Raw genomic sequence first — 18173 nt, 5'->3', positions numbered from 1 at the left:
TGTCCGATGCCGGATACGGCATCGGACAGCACGACGTCGTGGCACCGGATGCCGACGCGTCCGTCTCCGACGGCGACACCGTGGTGCTGCGCCGGGCCCGCGAGGTCCAGCTGACCGTCGACGGCACCGAGCGCAGCATCTGGACCACCGCGCTGACGGTCGAGGAAGCGCTCGCCCAGCTCGATCTGGCCTCGGACGTGTACGTCTCCGCGTCGCGCTCGCACCGGCTGCCGATCGAAGGCCTCGACCTGGACGTCGTGACCCCGCGCAACGTGCGGCTCGCCGACGGCAGTGCCCCCTCCGTCCCGGTCCGGCTCGCCGCCCCCACGGTCGGTGAATTCCTCGCCGCGCACGGCGTCCCGCTCGAGCAGGCCGACGAGGTGAACCCGCCGGCCGACACCCCGCTCACGGACGGTCTCGAAATCGGCGTCACCCGCAAGCGGGTCCGCGAAGTCACCGAGACGCTGCCGCTCGAACCACCCGTCCGGCGCATCGAGGACGAGACGATGAACATGAGCCGCACCGTCGTCGAGGACCCGGGCACCCCCGGAGTGCAGGAAGTGACGTTCGCCGTCAGCACCGTCGACGGGGTCGAGACCGGCCGCGAAGCCACCGGCACGGTCGTCGTCACCGAGGCTCGGCCGTCGATCGTGCGGGTCGGCGCCAAACCGGGCACCGAGGTCCCGCCCGTCGAGGACGGCGACATCTGGGACGCGCTGGCCGAGTGCGAGGCCGGCGGCAACTGGGCGATCAACACCGGCAACGGCTACTACGGCGGCGTGCAGTTCGACCTGAGCACCTGGGAACGGCAGGGCGGGCTCCGTTACGCACCGCGCCCCGACCTCGCGACCCGCGAGGAGCAGATCGCGATCGCCGGCCTCACCCAGCAGGCGCAGGGCTGGGGTGCGTGGCCGTCGTGCTCCGGCAGCCTGGGTGTGCGCTAGGTTCAGGACGTGTCAGACGACTCTCCCCGCGGCCGGGCGGCACTGCTCGGACCTGCCGAGGTCCGGACGCTCGCCGAGGAGTTCGGCGTTCGCCCGACCAAGCAACTCGGCCAGAACTTCGTGCACGACGCCAACACCGTGCGCCGCATCGTGTCGGTCGCCGGCGTGGGCCGCGACGACGTGGTGCTCGAGGTCGGCCCCGGTCTCGGATCGCTGACCCTCGCTCTGCTCGACGTCGTGGACCGGGTGGTCGCGGTCGAGATCGATCCGAAGCTCGCCGCGCGGCTGCCCGAAACCGTCGGGCAGCGAGCACCCGAGCTCGCCGGAAACCTCGACGTCGTGCTGCAGGACGCGATGAAGGTGATGCCGGACGAGTTGCCGGTCACCCCGACCGCGCTCGTCGCGAACCTGCCCTACAACGTCGCGGTGCCGGTGCTGCTGCACCTGTTCGCCGAGTTCCCCTCGCTGCGCACCGCGTTGGTGATGGTCCAGTCCGAGGTCGCCGACCGGCTCGCCGCGCAGCCGGGCAGCAAGGTGTACGGGGTGCCCAGCGTGAAGGCCTGCTTCTTCGGGGAGGTGCGTCGCGCGGGTGCGGTCGGGCGCGCGGTGTTCTGGCCCGTGCCGCAGGTCGAATCCGGTCTCGTGCGCGTCGATCGCTACACCGAACCGCCGTGGCCCATGGATGCGGAGTTCCGCCGCCGTGTCTTCGCGGTCGTGGATGCCGCGTTCGCGCAACGCCGCAAGACGCTGCGCGCGGCGCTGAGCGGCTGGGCGGGTTCGCCGGCCGAAGCGGAACGACGCCTGGTCGCGGCGGGTATCGACCCGTCGATGCGTGGTGAAAAGCTCGATGCCGCAGCGTTCGTGCGGCTCGCAAACGTCGAGTGACCGCCGGCGCCGTTGCCTGCCAAGGCGATTCGCTCAACAGTTGCGGACTCGCGAAGTGTGTGATCTACTTGTCCACGGTCGTTAGGTAGTGTGTTTGTGGTTAACCCTCGCACATTTCTGGTTGCGAGCGGATGCGATAGCCACCACGGAAATCGTTTCAGCCGTCGAGTGACAGACCCGGACGGTGTTCAGCCGTCCGACGACGGGGAGGCGACCGCCACCCCACAGCAGTTAGGAAACAACATGGCTGAAGGTACCGTGAAGTGGTTCAACGGCGAAAAGGGCTTCGGCTTCATCGCTCCGGCCGACGGTTCGGCTGACGTCTTCGTGCACTTCTCCGAGATCCAGGGCCGCGGCTTCCGCACCCTCGAGGAGAACCAGCGCGTGAGCTTCGAGATCGGCCAGGGCCAGAAGGGCCCGCAGGCCACCGGCGTCACCGTCATCGGCTGATACCCGATACCTCCACGAAACCCCGGAACTCACAACGAGTTCCGGGGTTTCGTGCTGCAAACCGTTGCGGTGTCCCGCTTTTCGCGTCAGGCGCGCCCGTACCGGGCGGCGAGCAGCGTGTGCCGCTCGGCCAGGTCCCGGCACGCGTCGCGCAGTTCGGGCGGATCCAGCACCGTGAAATCGACGTCGAACGCGTGCAGCCAGCCCGCGATCGACTCGAGCGACCGGCCTTCGAGTACCACCGCGCAACTGCTGTCATCGACGAGTTCGACACTGCCCCAGTCGTCGTCGACCTTCGGCGCGATCTCGTCGAAGGGCGCGTGCAGCAGTACCCGGGCCTGCGCCTGTGCGGCGCCGCGCCGGATCCCGCGCGCCACGAACTCGGCCGCACCGCCCGGCGGCAGTTCCCGGGGCGTGAACCGCGGACCCGTGGGGATCTTCGGTTCCATCCGGTCGACGCGGAACGTGCGCCAGTCCTCCCTGCCGACGTCCCAGGCCACGAGATACCACCGCAACCGCGACCGCACCAGGCGGTACGGCTCGACCTCGCGCCGCGCGGATTCCCCGTCGTGCGTGCGATAGTCGAAGCGCAGCCGCTCGTGGGCGTGACACACCGCAGCGACCGTGCTCAGCAGCGCCGCGTCCACCGCCGACGCCGCCGGCCGCCGGTCCACCACATCCACCTCCAGCGCCTCGAGCCGGTGCCGCAACCGCGACGGCATCACCTGCCGCAGCTTGGCCAGGGCCCGGGTCGCGGCCTCACCGATCCCGGTGACCGAGTCGTTCGCACCGGCCTGCAGCGCGAACGCGACGGCGACGACCTCCTCGTCGTCGAGCAGCAGCGGCGGCATCTCGGCGCCCGCCCCGAGCCGGTAGCCGCCGCCGACCCCGACGGTCGCGTCCACCGGATATCCGAGGTCCCGCAGTTTGTCGACATCGCGCCGGACCGTCCGGGTGGTGATCGACAACCGCTCGGCGAGTTCGGCGCCGGACCAGTCCCGGCGGGTTTGCAGCAGGGCCAGCAGCCGCAGCAGGCGGGCGGAGGTTTCGCGCATGCGACGACGATCCCACGGATTGCGGACGAGTTCGGTCCTGATCGGCGACGGCCGCCGGACCTTGGGGTCGGCACCGTCCGGGTAAGCTCTGTTCTCGTGCTTTCCGTCGTTCCGTCGCCCGTCACGGTGCGGGCCCCGTCCAAGGTCAACCTGCATCTTGCGGTCGGTGACCTGCGCGAGGACGGCTATCACGAGCTGCGCACCGTGTTCATGGCCCTGTCGCTGAGCGACGAGGTCTCGGTGGTGCCGGCCGACGGTCTCGGCGTGCGGGTGCGCGGCGCCGACGCCGCGCTGGTGCCCGCCGACTCCACCAACCTGGCGTGGCGGGCCGCCGAACTCGTCGCCGCGCGGGCCGGCCGCCGGCCCGAGGTCGCGATCACGATCGACAAGGGCATTCCCGTCGCGGGCGGCATGGCCGGCGGCAGTGCCGACGCCGCCGCCACGCTCGTGGCGCTCGACGCGCTGTGGAACCTGGGGCTCGGGCGGGAGGAACTCCACGCACTCGCCACCGAACTCGGCAGCGACGTGCCGTTCTGCCTGCACGGCGGCATCGCCATCGGCACCGGACGCGGCGAGCACCTCGTGCCCGTACTGTCCCGGCACACCTTCCACTGGGTGCTCGCGCTCGCCAAGGAGGGACTGTCCACGCCGGTGGTGTTCCGCGAACTCGACCGGCTCCGCGCCGAGGGAGACCCGCGCCGCGTGGGGGGCACCGACGAGCTGCTGCACGCGCTCGCCGGCGGCGATCCGCACGTGCTCGCCCCGCTGCTCGGCAACGACCTGCAGGCGGCGGCACTGTCGCTGAACCCGGCGCTGCGTCGCACGCTGCGTGCCGGTGTCGAGGCCGGCGCACTGGCCGGAATCGTGTCCGGCTCCGGCCCGACCTGCGCGTTCCTGTGCGCCGACGAGCGCGCCGCGGTCACCGTGAGCGCCGAGCTCGCCGGTGCGGGCGTGTGCCGCACGGTGCGCGTCGCGTCCGGTCCGGTGCACGGCGCCCGCGTCGTCGGCACCTCCACCCCCTGACCCTCTCGAACCCCGAAAACCGGAAGGCACTGCTCCGCGTGGCGAATCTGATCAATCTCGAACAGGTCTCGAAGTCCTTCGGCATCAAGCCGTTGCTGGACTCGGTGTCCCTCGGCGTGGAGGAAGGCGAGCGCATCGGTGTCGTCGGCCTCAACGGCGGCGGCAAGACGACGATGCTCGAGGTGCTGGCCGGGCTCGAGGAACCGGACTCCGGGCGCGTCAGCCGCGTCGGTGGCCTGCGCATGGCCGTGGTCACCCAGCGTGGCGTGCTGCCGGCCGGTTCCACCGTCGGCGACGTGGTGCTCGGGCCGCTCGGCGTCGCCGAACACGAATGGGCGGGCGATGCCCGCATCCGCTCGGTGCTCGCGGGCATCGGCATCGACAATCTCGGCCTCGACGCGGTCGTCGACGGGCTGTCCGGCGGTGAACGCCGCCGGGTCGCGCTCGCCGCCGCGCTCGTGCAGGAGCTCGACCTGCTGGTGCTCGACGAGCCGACCAACCACCTCGACGTCGAGGGGGTGCAGTGGCTGGCCGAGCACCTGCTGTCGCGGCGCAGCGCACTCGTCGTGGTCACCCACGACCGCTGGTTCCTCGACACCGTCGCGACCCGCACGTGGGAGGTCGTGGGCGGCAAGGTCGAAAGCTACGACGGCGGCTACAACGACTGGATCTTCGCGCGGGCCGAACGCGCCCGCCAGGCCGACGCCATGGAGGAGCGGCGCCGCAACCTCGCCCGCAAGGAACTGGCGTGGCTGCGCCGCGGTGCCCCGGCGCGCACGTCCAAGCCGAAGTACCGGATCGAGGCCGCCGAGGCGCTGATCGCGAACGTGCCGCCGCCGCGCGACTCGGTGGCGCTGGCGTCGTTCGCCAAGCGCCGGCTCGGCCGCATCGTGATCGAACTCGAGGACGCGACCCTGACCACCCCCGACGGGCGCGAGCTGGTGCGCGACCTGACGTGGCGTCTCGGGCCGGGGGAGCGGATCGGTCTGGTCGGGGTCAACGGCTCCGGCAAGACGACCCTGCTGCGCACCCTCGCCGGGGAACTCGAACCGGCGTCGGGTCGCCGGGTACAGGGTCAGACCGTCGAGATCGGCTGGCTGCGGCAGGAACTCGACGACCTGCCCACCGACATGCGCGTGCTCGAGGCGGTCAAGGACGTGGCCGAACGAATCACCCTGGGCGACAAGGAGATCTCCGCCGGCCAGCTCGCGGAGCGACTCGGCTTCACGCCCGCCAAGCAGCGCACCCCCGTCGGCGATCTGTCCGGTGGTGAGCGTCGCCGCCTGCAGCTGACCCGGGTTCTCATGGCGGAGCCGAACGTGCTGCTGCTCGACGAGCCCACCAACGACCTCGACATCGACACCCTGCAGCAGCTCGAGGATCTGCTCGACGGCTGGGCCGGGACGCTGGTCGTCATCAGCCACGATCGGTACCTGATTGAACGCATCTGTGATTCGACGTGGGCGCTGTTCGGTGACGGCAAGCTCACCAACCTGCCCGGCGGCATCGACGAATACCTGCGCCGGCGTGCGGAACTCGGCACCGGCGGCGCGCCGTCCGTCGCGTCGACGGTCAAGCAGTCCGGCACGGCGGGTGCGACGACGGCTCCCAAGCGCGACGGCGCCGCCGAGCGCGCGGCCCGCAAGGAACTCGCCCGGCTGGAACGGGCGGTCGCGAAGTTCGCCGAACGCGAGGAGAAGCTGCACCACCAGCTCGCCGAGGCGGCAACCGATCCCGATCGCCTCCAGAAGCTCGACGCCGAACTGCGCCAGGTGGTCGCGGAGAAGGAAGCCGCCGAGGAGCAGTGGATGGAGCTCGCCGAAGAGCTGGGCTGACGCCCCGGTGTGCCTTTGTGGCGGTGGGAGCCGCCACAACGGCACACCGGGCGGCGAAGCCGCCGCAGGGCACACGGGCGGCGCAGCCGCCTCTTGACCTCGAGTCGACTCGAGGTCGCACGATGAGTCGTGTCAGCAGACAACACTCATCAGGAGGATCGATGTCCACAACCGAAACATCCAGTTCCTCAACAGTTCTGCGCCGATCGTGGACGACCGGGCGGCCTGTCGTCGTGGTCGCCGCGGTCGCGGGAGCGCTCGTGCTCAACCTCGTCCTGTGGCTGATCGGCCTGGCTGCGGGTGGTTCGTTCGAGCACACCGACGCCGGCGCGACCGTCAGTGCCGCACCCGGCGGCGTCGTACTCATGACCGTGGTGCCCCTGGGCATCGGACTCACGGTCGCGGTCCTGCTCGGTCTGTGGTGGCGAGGATTCCTGCGGATCGCTCAGGTGGTGGGCGCGTTGCTGCCGCTCGCCACGATCACGGGCACGCTCTCGGCGGACTTCGACACGGCCAGCACCGTGACGCTCACCCTCATGCACGTGGTGATCGCCGCCGTCGCCGTCGTCGCGCTCGAAAAAGTGCGCTGAAACGCCGAGTGCGTCCTTCGAGCCCCCCATCGGCCCGAAGGACGCACCGGCGCCCGAGGCTGCTTACAGCCCCAGCAGCTTGCTGATGATCTCGTTCATGATCTCGGTGGTGCCGCCGCCGATGCCGAGGACGCGGGCGTCGCGGAAGTGCCGCTCGACCTCGCTCTCGCGCATCAGGCCGATACCGCCGGCGAGCTGAACGGCCTCCATCACGGCCTTGTCGCAGACCTTCACTGCATTGTTCTTCGCCATCGACGTTTCGAGCAGCATGTCCTCGCCGTTCACCCAGCGCTCCGCGACGGAACGGCAGAACGTATGCGCCGCAGTGATTTCGGTGGCCAGGTCGGCCAGGCGGTGACGCACCACCTGACGCTTGGACAGCGGGCGGCCCATCGTCTCGCGGGACTTGACCCACTCGACCGTCAGGTCGAAGCAGCGCTGGGCGGTCGCGACCGCCTGGAACGCGAGCGACAGCCGCTCACCCTGGAACTGCTGCGCGATCTGGCCGAACGCCGAGTTCTCGGCACCGACAAGGTTTTCCACGGGCACGCGCACGTCGTCGTAGAACAGCTCGGCGGTGTCCGAGCATAGCCAGCCCATCTTGTCGAGCTTGCGGGACACCGTGAATCCCGGTGTGTCCGTGGGCACGACGATCAGCGAAATACCGCCGGCACCGGCGTCGCCGGTGCGCACCGCGGTGGTGACGAAGTCGGCGCGGGTACCGGAGGTGATGTACAGCTTCGAGCCGTTGATCACGTACTCGTCGCCGTCGCGGCGCGCGGTGGTACGGATGTTCGCCACGTCGGAGCCGCCGCTGGGCTCGGTGATCGCGAGCGATCCGATGAGCCGGCCCTCGAGCGCAGGACGGGCGAACCGGTCGATGAGATCGGTGTTGCCCGACGCGACGATGTGCGGAGTCGCGATGCCGTGGCTGAACAGGGCCGAGATCAATCCGGACGAGCCGCCCGCGAGGATGATCTCCTCGAGGATCGCGAGCATGTCGAGCGGGTTGCCGCCGGAGCCGCCGTGCTCCTCGGCGACGGACGCGCCCAGCAGGCCCGCGTCGGCGGCCTTGCGGTGCAGCTCCCGCGGAATCGCGCCCTCACGTTCCCAGGTGTCGATGTGGGGGACGATCTCCTTGCGCGTGAAGTCGGCGGCGAGCTGCCGCAGTGCCTTCCGCTCGTCGGTGTCCCAGCGCAGGATTTCGGTGGTGGTCACGGTTATTCGCCCTTCCAGACGGGTGCGCGCTTCTGCATGAAGGCCATGACGCCTTCGAGGGTGTCGGCGCTGGTGGTGAGACGCGCGAGCGCTTTGTCGGTGAGTTCCCAGGACTGATCCTCGGCGGCGATGTTGCCGTCGACGATGCCGCGGGCGACGGTCTTGCTGGCCTGCACGGCCAGGGGAGCGCCGGCCGCGACGTCCTCGGCGAGCGCCAGGGCGGTGGACAGCACGTCCGTCTGCGGCACCACGCGGTTGACCAGACCCCACCGCAGCGCGTCCTGCGCGGACATCGGCTTGCCCGTGAGGATCAGCTCCATCGCGACCGCGCGCGGGATGGCCTGACCGATGCGGAACACGCCGCCGGCCCCGGCGATGAGGCCGCGATGCACCTCGGGCAGACCGAATTCGGCGCTGTCCGCGGCGACGACGAGATCGCTCGCGAGCGCGAGTTCGGTGCCGCCACCGAGCGCGGTGCCGTTCACCGCGGCGATCACCGGCTTGCGGATGTGGTGCTTGACCACACCGGCGAAGCCCCAGTGCGCCGTCTCGGGCGGGGTGACGCCGTCGGGTCCGGAGGAGCCGAGGGCCTTGAGGTCGGCGCCGCCGCAGAACACGCTGTCGCCGGCACCGGTGAGCACGACCACCCGCACGCTGTTGTCGTCGTCGGCGCGCTCCCACGCCTCGCCGAGTCCCTGGTGCACCTCCGCGTTGATGCTGTTGGCGGCGCGGGGACGGTTGATGGTGACGAGCAGGGTGTGATCCCGCTGCTCGACGAGAACGACCGGTTCGGTCACGATGCGGACTCCTCGGAGGGTTGATCGACGAGAGTGATGGTGAGCGCGCCGCCGGCGTCGGCGACGCGGAGGGTCTGCCCGATGAGGGCGGGGCCGGCCGCGAGGATCGCGGCGCCTGCGGCGTCGGTGTGCCCGGCGACGCGGCGGCCGTCGGGGGTGAGGCCGATGAGGAAGCCGGTGGCCGGATTGCCGTCACGTCCGTATTCGGCTGTGGTGGTGACGACTTCGACCTCACCCTCGTAGTCGAGGGCGGCTTCGGGTGCGGTCGCCGGCAGCAGCACCGGTTCCGGATCGCCGATGTAGCCGTCGGTGTGCGGCGCCGCGGCGAGGATGACGGTGTGCTGGTACGTCAGGTACCCGCCGTTGCCGTGGACGAGGGCGAGCTCGCCGTCGGCGCGCAGCCGTCGCGCGACCGCGACGATCGAGTGCAGCGTGTAGCTGTTGAGCGGTCCGCCGAAGAACGAGTGCCCGCCGGTGACGCTGGGCACGGTCTCGCGCGGCAGCCCGAGGTGTTCGACGAGCAGCTTCGGTACCACCGGGAAGCAGCTGTAGGCGTCGACGATGTCGAGGTCGCGGGCCTTGATGTCGGCGCGGGACAGGGTGCGGGCCAGGGCGTCGGCGAGCGCGGCCGAGCGGCCGAACTCGGCGCGGGCGAGCACGTCGGCGGGTTCGGTGGCGCCGGCGCCGCCCCACACGTACACGATCCTGTCCTCGTCGATGCCGAGGTCACGGGCGACGGCGAGGGACGTGACCACGACCGCGGCGGCCTGGTCGACGAACGGCATCGCGTTCATCAGCAGCGGGTACGGATCGGTCACCATCCGGTTGCGGGGACCGGGGGTGGCGATGTCCTCGGCGGTGCGCAGGTCCGGGTTCCACGCGGCCGGGTTGGTGGCGGCGATCTCGGAGAACGCCGCGTACAGCCGGGCGGACCAGGCGACGGATTCGTCGTGCCCGTGCCCGGCCTCGAAGCTGAGCCGGTTCTCGAACAGGGGATAGACCCGGGTCGGGGCGATCATCGCGGCGCGCTGCATGGCGAGGCTGCCCAGGTCGTCCGGGTCGAACGCGGGCGGGCCGCCGGGCGCGGTGGTCCAGCCGAGTGCGGCGGGGTCGGTGCCGGACTTGGCCGCACCGGTGACCGACGCCTGCGCTTCACCGCCGACGAGCAGCGCGATCGAGCTCGTGCCTGCGGCGATGTCGTGGGCGATCCGGTCGAGCAGCGCCGCGGGCCAGTGCCCACCGATCGGCGTGGTCGAGGTGCGGTTGGGGTTTGCTCCCAGGCGGTCGGCGAGCAGGCCCGGCAGGTCGTCGTACGCCCAGCTCGCGGTCTTGACGGCGCGGATCGTGTCGACCCGGGCGGCGAGGGCCTCGGAGTCGGCGACGCCGGTGTCGGCGAGGGCCGCGGTGGTGGCCTCGTGGATCAGGTCGAGCGGTTCGCGGGGGTCGGCGGGGGAGCCGGCACGACCGGATCGGAGGTCGCCGACACCGATCACGACCGGTACACGGGTGGGGTCTGCCATCACTGTCCTTAGGGAAGACGCGGTGTTGAACTGACCGAAGAGTAATACGGACTAATCCAGTCTGTAAATAATTCCGAGGTCTGGCACACTGCCGGTGTGACCGAAGCATCACCCCGACGCCGTGGCCGGCCGCGCGACGCCGACCTCGAGGACCGCGTGTTCGACGCCGTGCTCGAGGTCTACTCCGAGACGAGCTGGCGCGGCTTCACCCTCGACGCCGTGGGCCGCCGGGCCCGCGTCGGCCGCGCCGCCCTGTACCGGCGATGGGATTCGAAGGACGATCTGCTCGTGCAGGCCCTCGAGGCCCGCAGCCCGCTGCCGGACCCGATCGACACCGGCAGCCTGCGCGCGGACCTGGTCGAGCTCGCCGGTCAGCTGCTCCGCGGTTACCGCACCACCTCCGGGCTGGTGAGCCTGCGTGTCGCGCTCGACGCGCGCGCCCATCCGGAACTGCTCGCCCGGCTCACCGACACGCTCAACCGCAGCCGGGTGCTCGCGGCGCGCACCATCGTGCACCGCGCGGTCGCCCGCGGTGAACTGCGCGCCGACACGTCCGTGACCCTGCTGCTCGAGATGGTCACCGGGGCGGTGCTCAGTCACGTGCTGTTCGCCCTCGGGACCCCGGCCACCGCAGCCGAGGACGAGGCATACGCGGAGACCATCGTCGACGCGACCATCCTGGCACTGGCCCCGCCGCGGCCGAACCGATAGCACGGCGACACGGACCGGACGCGGTGAACGGGCGACAACGACGGCGACGTAACCGAACTGCAATCGAATTGCCCGGCGAGCCTCCGAAACCGATACCCCCCGACCGGAATCCGGGATAGCCTGGCTGTCAGGTACCAAAAGGTCGTACGGGCTCGGGAGGTCGGCGATGGATCGGGAGGCCGTCAGTGCGATCGAGCGGGTCAAGTACCGCTATGCTCGCGCGCTCGACACCAAGGAATGGGTCGAGTTCGCGGACACACTGACTCCGGAGGCCACCGCCGTCTACGGCGAGCATCTCAGTTTCGAATCCCGGGACGCGTTCGTGGGTTTTCTCGCGAACACGCTCGGCGCCCACGTCGTCACCGAGCACCACTGCAGCCACCCCGAGATCGACGTCGCCCCCGACGGGAAGACCGCCACCGGGGTGTGGCTGCTCGCGGACACCGTCGTCGTGCCCGAGGACGGGATGCTGCTGCGCGGTTCCGCGTACTACCACGACCGGTACGCGCTGTGCGACGACGGGAAATGGCGCATCTCGCACACCTCCTACGAACGGAACTGGGAGACAGTCGTTTCCCTCGACGACCTGCCGAGTTTCCGGCTCACCTCCAACCGCTGGGATCTGCTGGAGGTTCCGCGCGCATCATGACGTTCGACGGGATCGACTTCCCGAGACCGGGAGCGTTGCCGTATCTCACGGTCTCCGAGGCTCGCACGGCAATCGACTGGTACACAAAGGTTTTCGATGCGCAGCTCGCAGGTGACCCGGTCGTGATGGACGACGGCCGGATCGGTCATGCGGAACTGATCTTCCCCACCGGCATGGTGTATGTCGCCGAGGAGTTCCCGGAGATGGGGCTGACCGCCGCCGAGGCGGGTTCGACGTCGGTGAGCCTGATGCTGCCGGTCGACGACACCGATGCCGTCCTGGCCCGTGCCCGCGGCGCCGGCGGCACCGTCGAACGCTGGATCACCGAAAGCCACGGCAACCGCAACGCGACGCTGCTCGACCCGTTCGGGCACCGCTGGCTGCTCGTCGGTCCGGTCACGGGCAACCCCACCGGCGACACCCCGTAGCGCGCGAACACCGTGTGTCCGGCCGGTGACGACCTCGCCCGGTAGGCTCCCGCCCGTGACAGAGTCGTCCTTCATTCGTGCCCGCGTCGCCAACGGCGTCGGCGAGGTGGTGCTCGATCGGCCCTCGGCGCTCAACGCCCTGGACAGTTCGATGATCCGTGACCTGTACGCGCCGCTGTCGGAGTGGCGCGACGACCCGCAGGTCACGGCGGTACTGGTGACCAGCGCCTCCGACCGCGCGTTCTGTGCGGGTGGGGACATCAAGTCGGTGCGGGACGCGGCGCTGGCCGGCGACACCGATCGGGTCCGGGCGTACTTCGCCGAGGAGTACCGGCTGGACGAGCTCGTCGCCACCTACCCCAAGCCGTACCTGGCGCTGCTCGACGGCGTCACCATGGGCGGCGGGCTGGGCATCTCCGTCCACGGCGCGGTGCGGGTGGTGTCGGAGAACGCGATGCTCGCGATGCCCGAGACCGCGATCGGATTCATCCCCGACGTCGGCGCGAGCCACTTCCTTCCGCGGCTGCGCGGAACCACGGCACGCTGCGACGCCGTCGGCATGTACCTGGGATTGAGCGGCGCCCGCGTGTCCGCCGGAGACGCCCTCGCGGTCGGGTTGGCCACGCACTTCGTGCCCAGCGACCGCATCGGTGCGCTCGCCGACCGCATCCGCGCGGGCGAATGGCAGGACGCTCTCGACGAGTTCGCCGAGCCGGCCCCCGAGTCGGAGCTCGCCGACCGGTTCACCGACATCGAGCAGGTATTCGGCGACGGCACCGTCGCCGACATCGTCACGCGACTCGACGACGACACGCTCGGTGACCCCGCCTGGGCCATGCAGACCCGCGACGCGCTGCGGGCGCTGTCGCCGACGAGCCTGTACGCAACCGCCGAACTTCTGCGCCGCGGCGCCGAGAGCACCCTGAGCGAATGCTTCGCGCGGGAGCTCGACGTCGCCGTCCGGATCTGCGGCGAACCGGACTTCGCGGAGGGGGTGCGGGCCGTGCTCGTCGACAAGGACCGCAACCCGTCGTGGTCGCCGAAGACCATCGAAGACATCGACCCCGCGAGGATCGCCGCGCTCTTCGAGGACTGACCCCCGGGTGACTGCCTCCGTCACCCGGAGGCAGGAGTCGATTCAGCCACCCGGAGGCGGGAGTTCGTTCAGCGCGTGGGGCGCTGCGGTGCCTGCAGGTCCACGACGATCGGCTGCCCGCCGAGGGTGGCATGGATCTCCGGCTTCTCGAGACCACCGGCGAGCAGGTACTCACCGAGCAGGCTCAGCAGTTCGTCGTTGTCGACGGTCGGGTCCGAGGCGTGACTGCGGTGGGTCCGGGTGGCCAGCTCGCCGTGCGCGAGCCGCGCGGCGATCCGTACCGACGCCTGCCCCATCGAGTTGCGGCGTGCCGGGCCGACCGCCGGCCCGCCCGTCGGCAGGCTGCCGAGTTCGGTCGTGGTGGCCGGCGTTGCGCCGATGCCGTTGCTGCTCGTGCCGTTCGTGCTGGTGCTGCTCACCGGGGATGTCCCTTCCGTAGTGGTGCCGGCGCCCACCCCGCCGGCCGGGTTGCGATCGGATGCATGACTGACCTCGGCGTGCGGGCCGGGGCTGCTCGTCATCGGGGTGCTGCTCGGGAGCGGCGTGCTGGGCAGCGGATAGATGAAGGTCCCCGAGCGCTTCGGCGAATCGTTCCGCTTGGCGGAACCGGTGCGGGCGCGCGCGGGTCTCCCGCCCGGCCCGACGGCCGAGGTGTCGTCGTTCATCCACAGCTCCTGAAAATCCCCCGAGCCAGCGTCAGCTCGACGGCAGGAAAATACCAGTAATCGGAGTCACATGCACTACCGCTGCAACAACCTCAGTCGGTGGTGGCGACCAGCGGCTCCAGCGTCAGATCCGGCAGTTCCTTCCGGATGTACTGCAGCCGCCACTTGTCGCTGACCAGCGCAAGCAGCACCCCGTCGGACCGGGTGAACACCTCGACGCCGCGCTGCCGGTTCAGTTCGTCCCGCGAGGCGGCGTCGGTGCGGCGGGCCAGCGCGTAGCCGAGCGGTTCGATCCGCGGTTCGACGTTGTACTCGGCTTTCATCCGCGCCGAGACGACCTCGAACTGCATGGGGCCGACGGCCGCCATCACCGGCGAGGCGTCTCCGCGCACGTCGTTGCGCAGGATCTGCACGACGCCTTCGGAGTCGAGCTGGTCGACGGCCTTGCGGAACTGCTTGTACTTCGACGCGGCGTCGACCCGCAGGACCGCGAAGTGCTCCGGTGCGAACGACGGGATCGGCGGGAACTCGACCTTCCGGTCCACGAACAGAGTGTGTCCGGGCGCCAGGGCGGTCGCGTTGACCAGACCCACCACGTCGCCCGGATAGGCGGCCTCGACCGTGGACCGTTCGCGGCCGAACACCGTCAACGCGTACTTGGTGGTGAACGGCTTGCCGGTCTGGGCGTGGGTGACGACCATGCCGCGCTCGAACACCCCGGAGACCACGCGCATGAACGCGAGGCGGTCGCGGTGCGCGGTGTCCATGCCGGCCTGCACCTTGAACACGACCGCGCTGAACGGGTCGTCGACGTCACGGGGATTGTCGTCGATGTCGAGGCGGGCGCGCGGCGGCGGCGCCAGCGCGACGAGGGTGTCGAGGATCTGCCGCACGCCGAAGTTCAGCATCGCCGACGCGAAGATCACCGGCGACGTCTGGCCGGCGAGGAACAGTTCCTGGTCGTGGTCCTGACCGCTCGCCGACAGCAGTTCCGATTCCTCCGCGGCCTCGGCCCACGCGTCGCCTTCGCGCTCCAGCGCGGCGTCGGGGTCCAGGTGCTCCTCGGGGGCGATCTTCGCGCCGCCCGCGGTGCGGGTGAACTTGATGTACTCCTCGGCCGCGCCGTCCTCACCGCGCCGCAGCAGGCCGCGGAAGTCGCCGGCGATGCCGACGGGCCAGAACAGCGGGGTCGGCGTCAGGCCGATCCGCTCGTCGATCTCGTCGAGCAGTTCGAGCGGTGCGCGACCGGGACGGTCCCACTTGTTGATCACGGTGATCACCGGGATGCCGCGGTGGCGGCACACCTGGAACAGCTTCAGCGTCTGTGGCTCGAGGCCCTTTGCGGCGTCGATGAGCATGACCGCGGCGTCGACGGCGGTGAGCACGCGGTAGGTGTCCTCGGAGAAATCCGAGTGGCCGGGGGTGTCGACGAGGTTGATGACGTTGCCCGGGTCGTCCTCGTCGGCGGTGGACTCGCTCGAGCGGTAGTTGAACTGCAGTGCGGTGGAGCTGACCGAGATGCCGCGGGCCTTCTCCATCTCCATCCAGTCCGAGACGGTCGACTTGCGGCCGGCCTTGCCGTGCACGGCGCCGGCCTCGGAGATCACCTTCGCGTGCAGCGCCAGCGCCTCGGTGAGCGTGGACTTACCGGCGTCCGGATGGGAGATGACGGCGAACGTGCGGCGCCGAGCGGCCTCCGCGCGCACTTCCTTGGACAGGGCGGCTGTGCCGGAGTCGCTGATGGCGGTGCCGGTATCGCCGGTGGCCGAGGCGGGCGGGGTACTCAACGCGGAACTGACCTCTCGAAACGGGGGTGGGGGTGCGGGTATCGCAGGCAACTTCTCCATGTTACTCGGCGATTCGATGTCGATTTCCGTGAGATTCGGTCACGTTTGCCGGGATGCCTTTCCCCATCGGTCCCGGCGCGGGGACTCTGGACCGCAGAGCCACCGGATCGAGGAGTGCCCGTGAGCAGATTCACCGACGAGATGTACGCGACGGCGGAGAGCACACGCCGTGGGCTGATCACCGGGGAGCCGGACGAGCCGCTGCGGCAGACCTGGGGCGAGATCCACCGGCAGGCCCGCTGCATGGCCGGGGCGCTGGCCGCGGCCGGTATCGGGCACGGTGCCGCCGTCGGTGTGCTGGCAGGCAATCCCGTCGACATCGCCCCGGTGTGTCAGGCCGTCTGGATGCGGGGCGGCAGCGTCACCATGCTGCACCAGCCGACGCCGCGCACCGACCTGGCCGCGTGGGCGCGCGACACCGAAACGGTCGTCCACATGATCGACGCGCAGGTGGTGGTGCTCGGGGCGCCGTTCGACCCGGCCGAACCCGTGCTGCGCGAACGCGGCATCCGCGTCGTGACGGTCGCGCAGATGCGGGCGGGTTCGCCGATCGACCCGGTCGACACCGCCGAATCGGATATCGCGTTGCAGCAGTTGACGTCCGGATCGACCGGATCGCCGAAGGCCGTGCTGATCTCGCACGAGAACTTCTATGTCAACGCCTACGCGATGATCGACCGCATCAAGTACTCCCTCGACGACGACGTGATGATCAGCTGGCTGCCGCTGTTCCACGACATGGGCATGGTCGGGTTCCTCAGCGTGCCCATGCAGGTCGGCGCGGAGGTCGTGTCGGTGACACCGCTGGAGTTCCTCAAGGCCCCGCTGCTGTGGGCGCAGCTGATCGGCAAGTACCACGGAACAGTCACGGCCGCACCGAATTTCGCATACTCACTGCTCGCCCGCAAACTCGCGCAGGCGCCGGACGGAGTCGTCGACCTGTCGTCGATGCGGTGGATGTGGAACGGCGCCGAACCCGTCGACCCCGACACCATGATCGCGCTGGCCGAGGCCGGTGCGCGTTTCGGCCTGGACCCGATGGCCCTGGCCCCCGTCTACGGCATGGCCGAGACGACCCTGGCGGTGTCGGTCCCGGACCCGGGGCACGGGCAGGTCCTCGACATCGTCGACCCGGATCTGCTCGAAGCCGGCGGCATCGCCGTGCCCACCACCCGGCCGAACGGGCGGCGGCTGGCCACGCTCGGTCATCTCGTCCCCGGGCTCGAGGGGCGGGTCGTCGGGCGCGACGGGCAGGTGCTGCCCCCGCGCGGTGTCGGCATCATCCAGCTGCGCGGCAAGGCCGTGACCTCGGGTTATCTCACCGTGGACGGGCCGGTCCCGGCGCAGGACTCCGACGGCTGGTTCGACACCGGCGACGTCGGCTACTTCACCGAGGAAGGTCGCGTGGTGGTGTGCGGCCGGGTCAAGGACGTCATCATCATGGGCGGCCGCAACGTGTATCCGACCGACATCGAACGCGCCGCGTGCAGTGTCGACGGGGTGCGGCCCGGGAACGCCGTCGCGATCCGTCTCGACGCCGGCGACAAACGCGAATCCTTCGCGGTCGCAGTCGAAACCAACCGGATCGACGACCCCGCCGAGATTCGCCGCATCGAACACGAGGTGGTGCACGCCGTCGTCGCCGAGGTCGGGGTGCGGCCCCGGACGGTCGCGGTGCTCGGCCCGGGCAGCATCCCGAAGACCTCGTCCGGCAAGCTGCGGCGCGGCAGCTCGGCCGCCCTCCTGGCCCGCTGACCCGTGCGCGTTTCCGGTAGCACCCGCTACCGGAAACGCGCACGAGGGGCAGCGGTCAGTGGATGCGGTTCTGCGCGCCCTCGAGGCCCAGGCGCAGCAGCAGCTCGACGGCGTCCGCCCCCTCCTCGCAGAACACGTCGAGTTCCTTGCGCTCGGTCGTCGAGAACGGCTTGAGCACGAAATCGGCCGGATCCTGCCGGCCCGGGGGACGGCCGATGCCCATCCGCACCCGCAGGTAGTCCTTCGTACCCAGCGAACTCGACGTCGACCGCAACCCGTTGTGCCCGTTCTCGCCGCCGCCCAGCTTGAGCCGGATGGTGCCGAAATCCAGATCCAGCTCGTCGTGGATCACCACGATGTTCGCCGGGTCGACCGAGAAGAACTTCGCCAGTCCCGCGACCGGGCCACCCGACAGGTTCATGTAGGTGCGCGGTTTCGCGATGATCACCTGCCTGCCGTCGAGGCGGGCCTGCACGATGTCCGAGTTGCTGCGCTTGTGCGCGCCGAACGAACCGCCCACGCGCCCGGCGAGCACGTCGGCCACCATGAAACCGATGTTGTGACGGGTCTTCTCGTACTTCGGTCCGGGATTGCCGAGCCCGACGACGAGCGCGGTGTCCTCGCTCACGTTCGTGTGTTCCTTCCCGACCGGTGGCGGTTGCGGCGACCGGTCACACGCGCGCGGCGCGCCATCCCGCGGGGGAT

18 protein-coding genes are annotated in these 18173 nt (G+C 70.3%); 11 read left to right on the top strand and 7 right to left on the bottom strand.

Annotated features, from left to right (window positions below):
- The 3 genes from ACWDUD_RS03375 to ACWDUD_RS03365 form a co-directional block, all read left to right on the top strand.
- On the top strand, nucleotides 1–944 hold a 944-nt coding region (locus ACWDUD_RS03375; protein ID WP_450108314.1), incomplete at its 5' end, for a transglycosylase family protein.
- A 9-nt stretch (nucleotides 945–953) separates the two neighbouring features.
- Nucleotides 954–1829 carry a 16S rRNA (adenine(1518)-N(6)/adenine(1519)-N(6))-dimethyltransferase RsmA gene (rsmA, locus tag ACWDUD_RS03370; RefSeq protein ID WP_197250949.1) on the top strand — a complete coding sequence of 292 codons (876 nt, stop codon included), beginning with the start codon at nucleotides 954–956 and terminating at the stop codon, nucleotides 1827–1829.
- A gap of 243 nt (nucleotides 1830–2072) precedes the next feature.
- On the top strand, nucleotides 2073–2279 hold the full coding sequence (locus ACWDUD_RS03365) for a cold-shock protein (RefSeq protein ID WP_068155724.1): 207 nt from the start codon (nucleotides 2073–2075) through the stop codon (nucleotides 2277–2279).
- A gap of 86 nt (nucleotides 2280–2365) precedes the next feature.
- Here ACWDUD_RS03365 and ACWDUD_RS03360 read toward each other — a convergent pair whose 3' ends face one another.
- Nucleotides 2366–3334, bottom strand: a complete 969-nt coding sequence (locus ACWDUD_RS03360) for a helix-turn-helix transcriptional regulator (protein ID WP_450108313.1) — start codon at nucleotides 3332–3334, stop codon at nucleotides 2366–2368.
- 96 nt (nucleotides 3335–3430) lie between these two features.
- On the opposite strand from ACWDUD_RS03360, the gene ACWDUD_RS03355 reads away from it, so the two are divergent.
- The 3 genes from ACWDUD_RS03355 (at nucleotide 3431) to ACWDUD_RS03345 (ending at nucleotide 6782) form a co-directional block, all read left to right on the top strand.
- Nucleotides 3431–4357, top strand: coding sequence for a 4-(cytidine 5'-diphospho)-2-C-methyl-D-erythritol kinase (locus ACWDUD_RS03355; protein ID WP_450108312.1), 927 nt, complete (start codon nucleotides 3431–3433; stop codon nucleotides 4355–4357).
- Nucleotides 4358–4395: 38 nt separating this feature from the next.
- Nucleotides 4396–6192 carry an ABC-F family ATP-binding cassette domain-containing protein gene (locus ACWDUD_RS03350; protein ID WP_450108311.1) on the top strand — a complete coding sequence of 599 codons (1797 nt, stop codon included), beginning with the start codon at nucleotides 4396–4398 and terminating at the stop codon, nucleotides 6190–6192.
- Between the two features lie 161 nt (nucleotides 6193–6353).
- A complete protein-coding gene (locus ACWDUD_RS03345) occupies nucleotides 6354–6782 on the top strand; it encodes a DUF6069 family protein (protein ID WP_450108310.1) in 429 nt (142 codons plus the stop codon).
- Nucleotides 6783–6845: 63 nt separating this feature from the next.
- Here the strand turns inward: ACWDUD_RS03345 and ACWDUD_RS03340 are convergent, their stop codons facing one another.
- Genes ACWDUD_RS03340 through ACWDUD_RS03330 form a run of 3 tightly spaced genes read right to left on the bottom strand, consistent with a single transcriptional unit; the run spans nucleotide 6846 to nucleotide 10317 of the window.
- Entirely contained in the window at nucleotides 6846–8000 is a 1155-nt protein-coding gene (locus ACWDUD_RS03340) for an acyl-CoA dehydrogenase family protein (protein WP_450108309.1), read from the bottom strand.
- 2 nt (nucleotides 8001–8002) lie between these two features.
- Nucleotides 8003–8797 carry an enoyl-CoA hydratase-related protein gene (locus ACWDUD_RS03335; protein WP_450108308.1) on the bottom strand — a complete coding sequence of 265 codons (795 nt, stop codon included), beginning with the start codon at nucleotides 8795–8797 and terminating at the stop codon, nucleotides 8003–8005.
- Nucleotides 8794–10317 (bottom strand): acetyl-CoA acetyltransferase, encoded by a 1524-nt coding sequence (locus ACWDUD_RS03330; RefSeq protein ID WP_450108307.1) that lies wholly within the window; start codon nucleotides 10315–10317, stop codon nucleotides 8794–8796. The genes ACWDUD_RS03335 and ACWDUD_RS03330 overlap by 4 nt, the downstream gene beginning before the upstream one ends.
- Before the next feature lie 96 nt (nucleotides 10318–10413).
- Between ACWDUD_RS03330 and ACWDUD_RS03325 the strand changes: the two genes are divergently transcribed.
- From ACWDUD_RS03325 to ACWDUD_RS03310, 4 genes are all read left to right on the top strand, one after another.
- Nucleotides 10414–11028, top strand: coding sequence for a TetR/AcrR family transcriptional regulator (locus tag ACWDUD_RS03325; RefSeq protein WP_248674929.1), 615 nt, complete (start codon nucleotides 10414–10416; stop codon nucleotides 11026–11028).
- Nucleotides 11029–11194: 166 nt separating this feature from the next.
- Nucleotides 11195–11677, top strand: coding sequence for a nuclear transport factor 2 family protein (locus ACWDUD_RS03320; RefSeq protein WP_197250956.1), 483 nt, complete (start codon nucleotides 11195–11197; stop codon nucleotides 11675–11677).
- Entirely contained in the window at nucleotides 11674–12105 is a 432-nt protein-coding gene (locus tag ACWDUD_RS03315) for a VOC family protein (RefSeq protein ID WP_197250957.1), read from the top strand. Before ACWDUD_RS03320 ends, ACWDUD_RS03315 begins: the two co-directional genes overlap by 4 nt.
- A 55-nt stretch (nucleotides 12106–12160) precedes the next feature.
- Nucleotides 12161–13201, top strand: coding sequence for an enoyl-CoA hydratase/isomerase family protein (locus ACWDUD_RS03310; RefSeq protein WP_248674930.1), 1041 nt, complete (start codon nucleotides 12161–12163; stop codon nucleotides 13199–13201).
- Between the two features lie 68 nt (nucleotides 13202–13269).
- On the opposite strand, the gene ACWDUD_RS03305 is transcribed toward ACWDUD_RS03310, so the two are convergent.
- Both ACWDUD_RS03305 and ACWDUD_RS03300 read right to left on the bottom strand, forming a co-directional pair.
- Nucleotides 13270–13866 carry a hypothetical protein gene (locus tag ACWDUD_RS03305; protein WP_450108306.1) on the bottom strand — a complete coding sequence of 199 codons (597 nt, stop codon included), beginning with the start codon at nucleotides 13864–13866 and terminating at the stop codon, nucleotides 13270–13272.
- A gap of 92 nt (nucleotides 13867–13958) precedes the next feature.
- On the bottom strand, nucleotides 13959–15653 hold the full coding sequence (locus tag ACWDUD_RS03300) for a peptide chain release factor 3 (protein WP_450108305.1): 1695 nt from the start codon (nucleotides 15651–15653) through the stop codon (nucleotides 13959–13961).
- 180 nt (nucleotides 15654–15833) lie between these two features.
- Here ACWDUD_RS03300 and ACWDUD_RS03295 point away from each other — a divergent pair, with 180 nt between their 5' ends.
- Nucleotides 15834–17468 (top strand): fatty acyl-AMP ligase, encoded by a 1635-nt coding sequence (locus tag ACWDUD_RS03295; RefSeq protein ID WP_450108304.1) that lies wholly within the window; start codon nucleotides 15834–15836, stop codon nucleotides 17466–17468.
- 55 nt (nucleotides 17469–17523) lie between these two features.
- Here ACWDUD_RS03295 and pth read toward each other — a convergent pair whose 3' ends face one another.
- On the bottom strand, nucleotides 17524–18096 hold the full coding sequence (gene pth / locus ACWDUD_RS03290) for an aminoacyl-tRNA hydrolase (protein ID WP_420750809.1): 573 nt from the start codon (nucleotides 18094–18096) through the stop codon (nucleotides 17524–17526).
- Between the last annotated feature and the right edge of the window lie 77 nt (nucleotides 18097–18173).

It is taken from the genome of Rhodococcus sp. NPDC003382 (assembly GCF_053589135.1).
The sequence above is the reverse complement of the archived record's forward strand: the minus strand, read 5'-3'. Positions and strand labels throughout refer to the sequence as shown.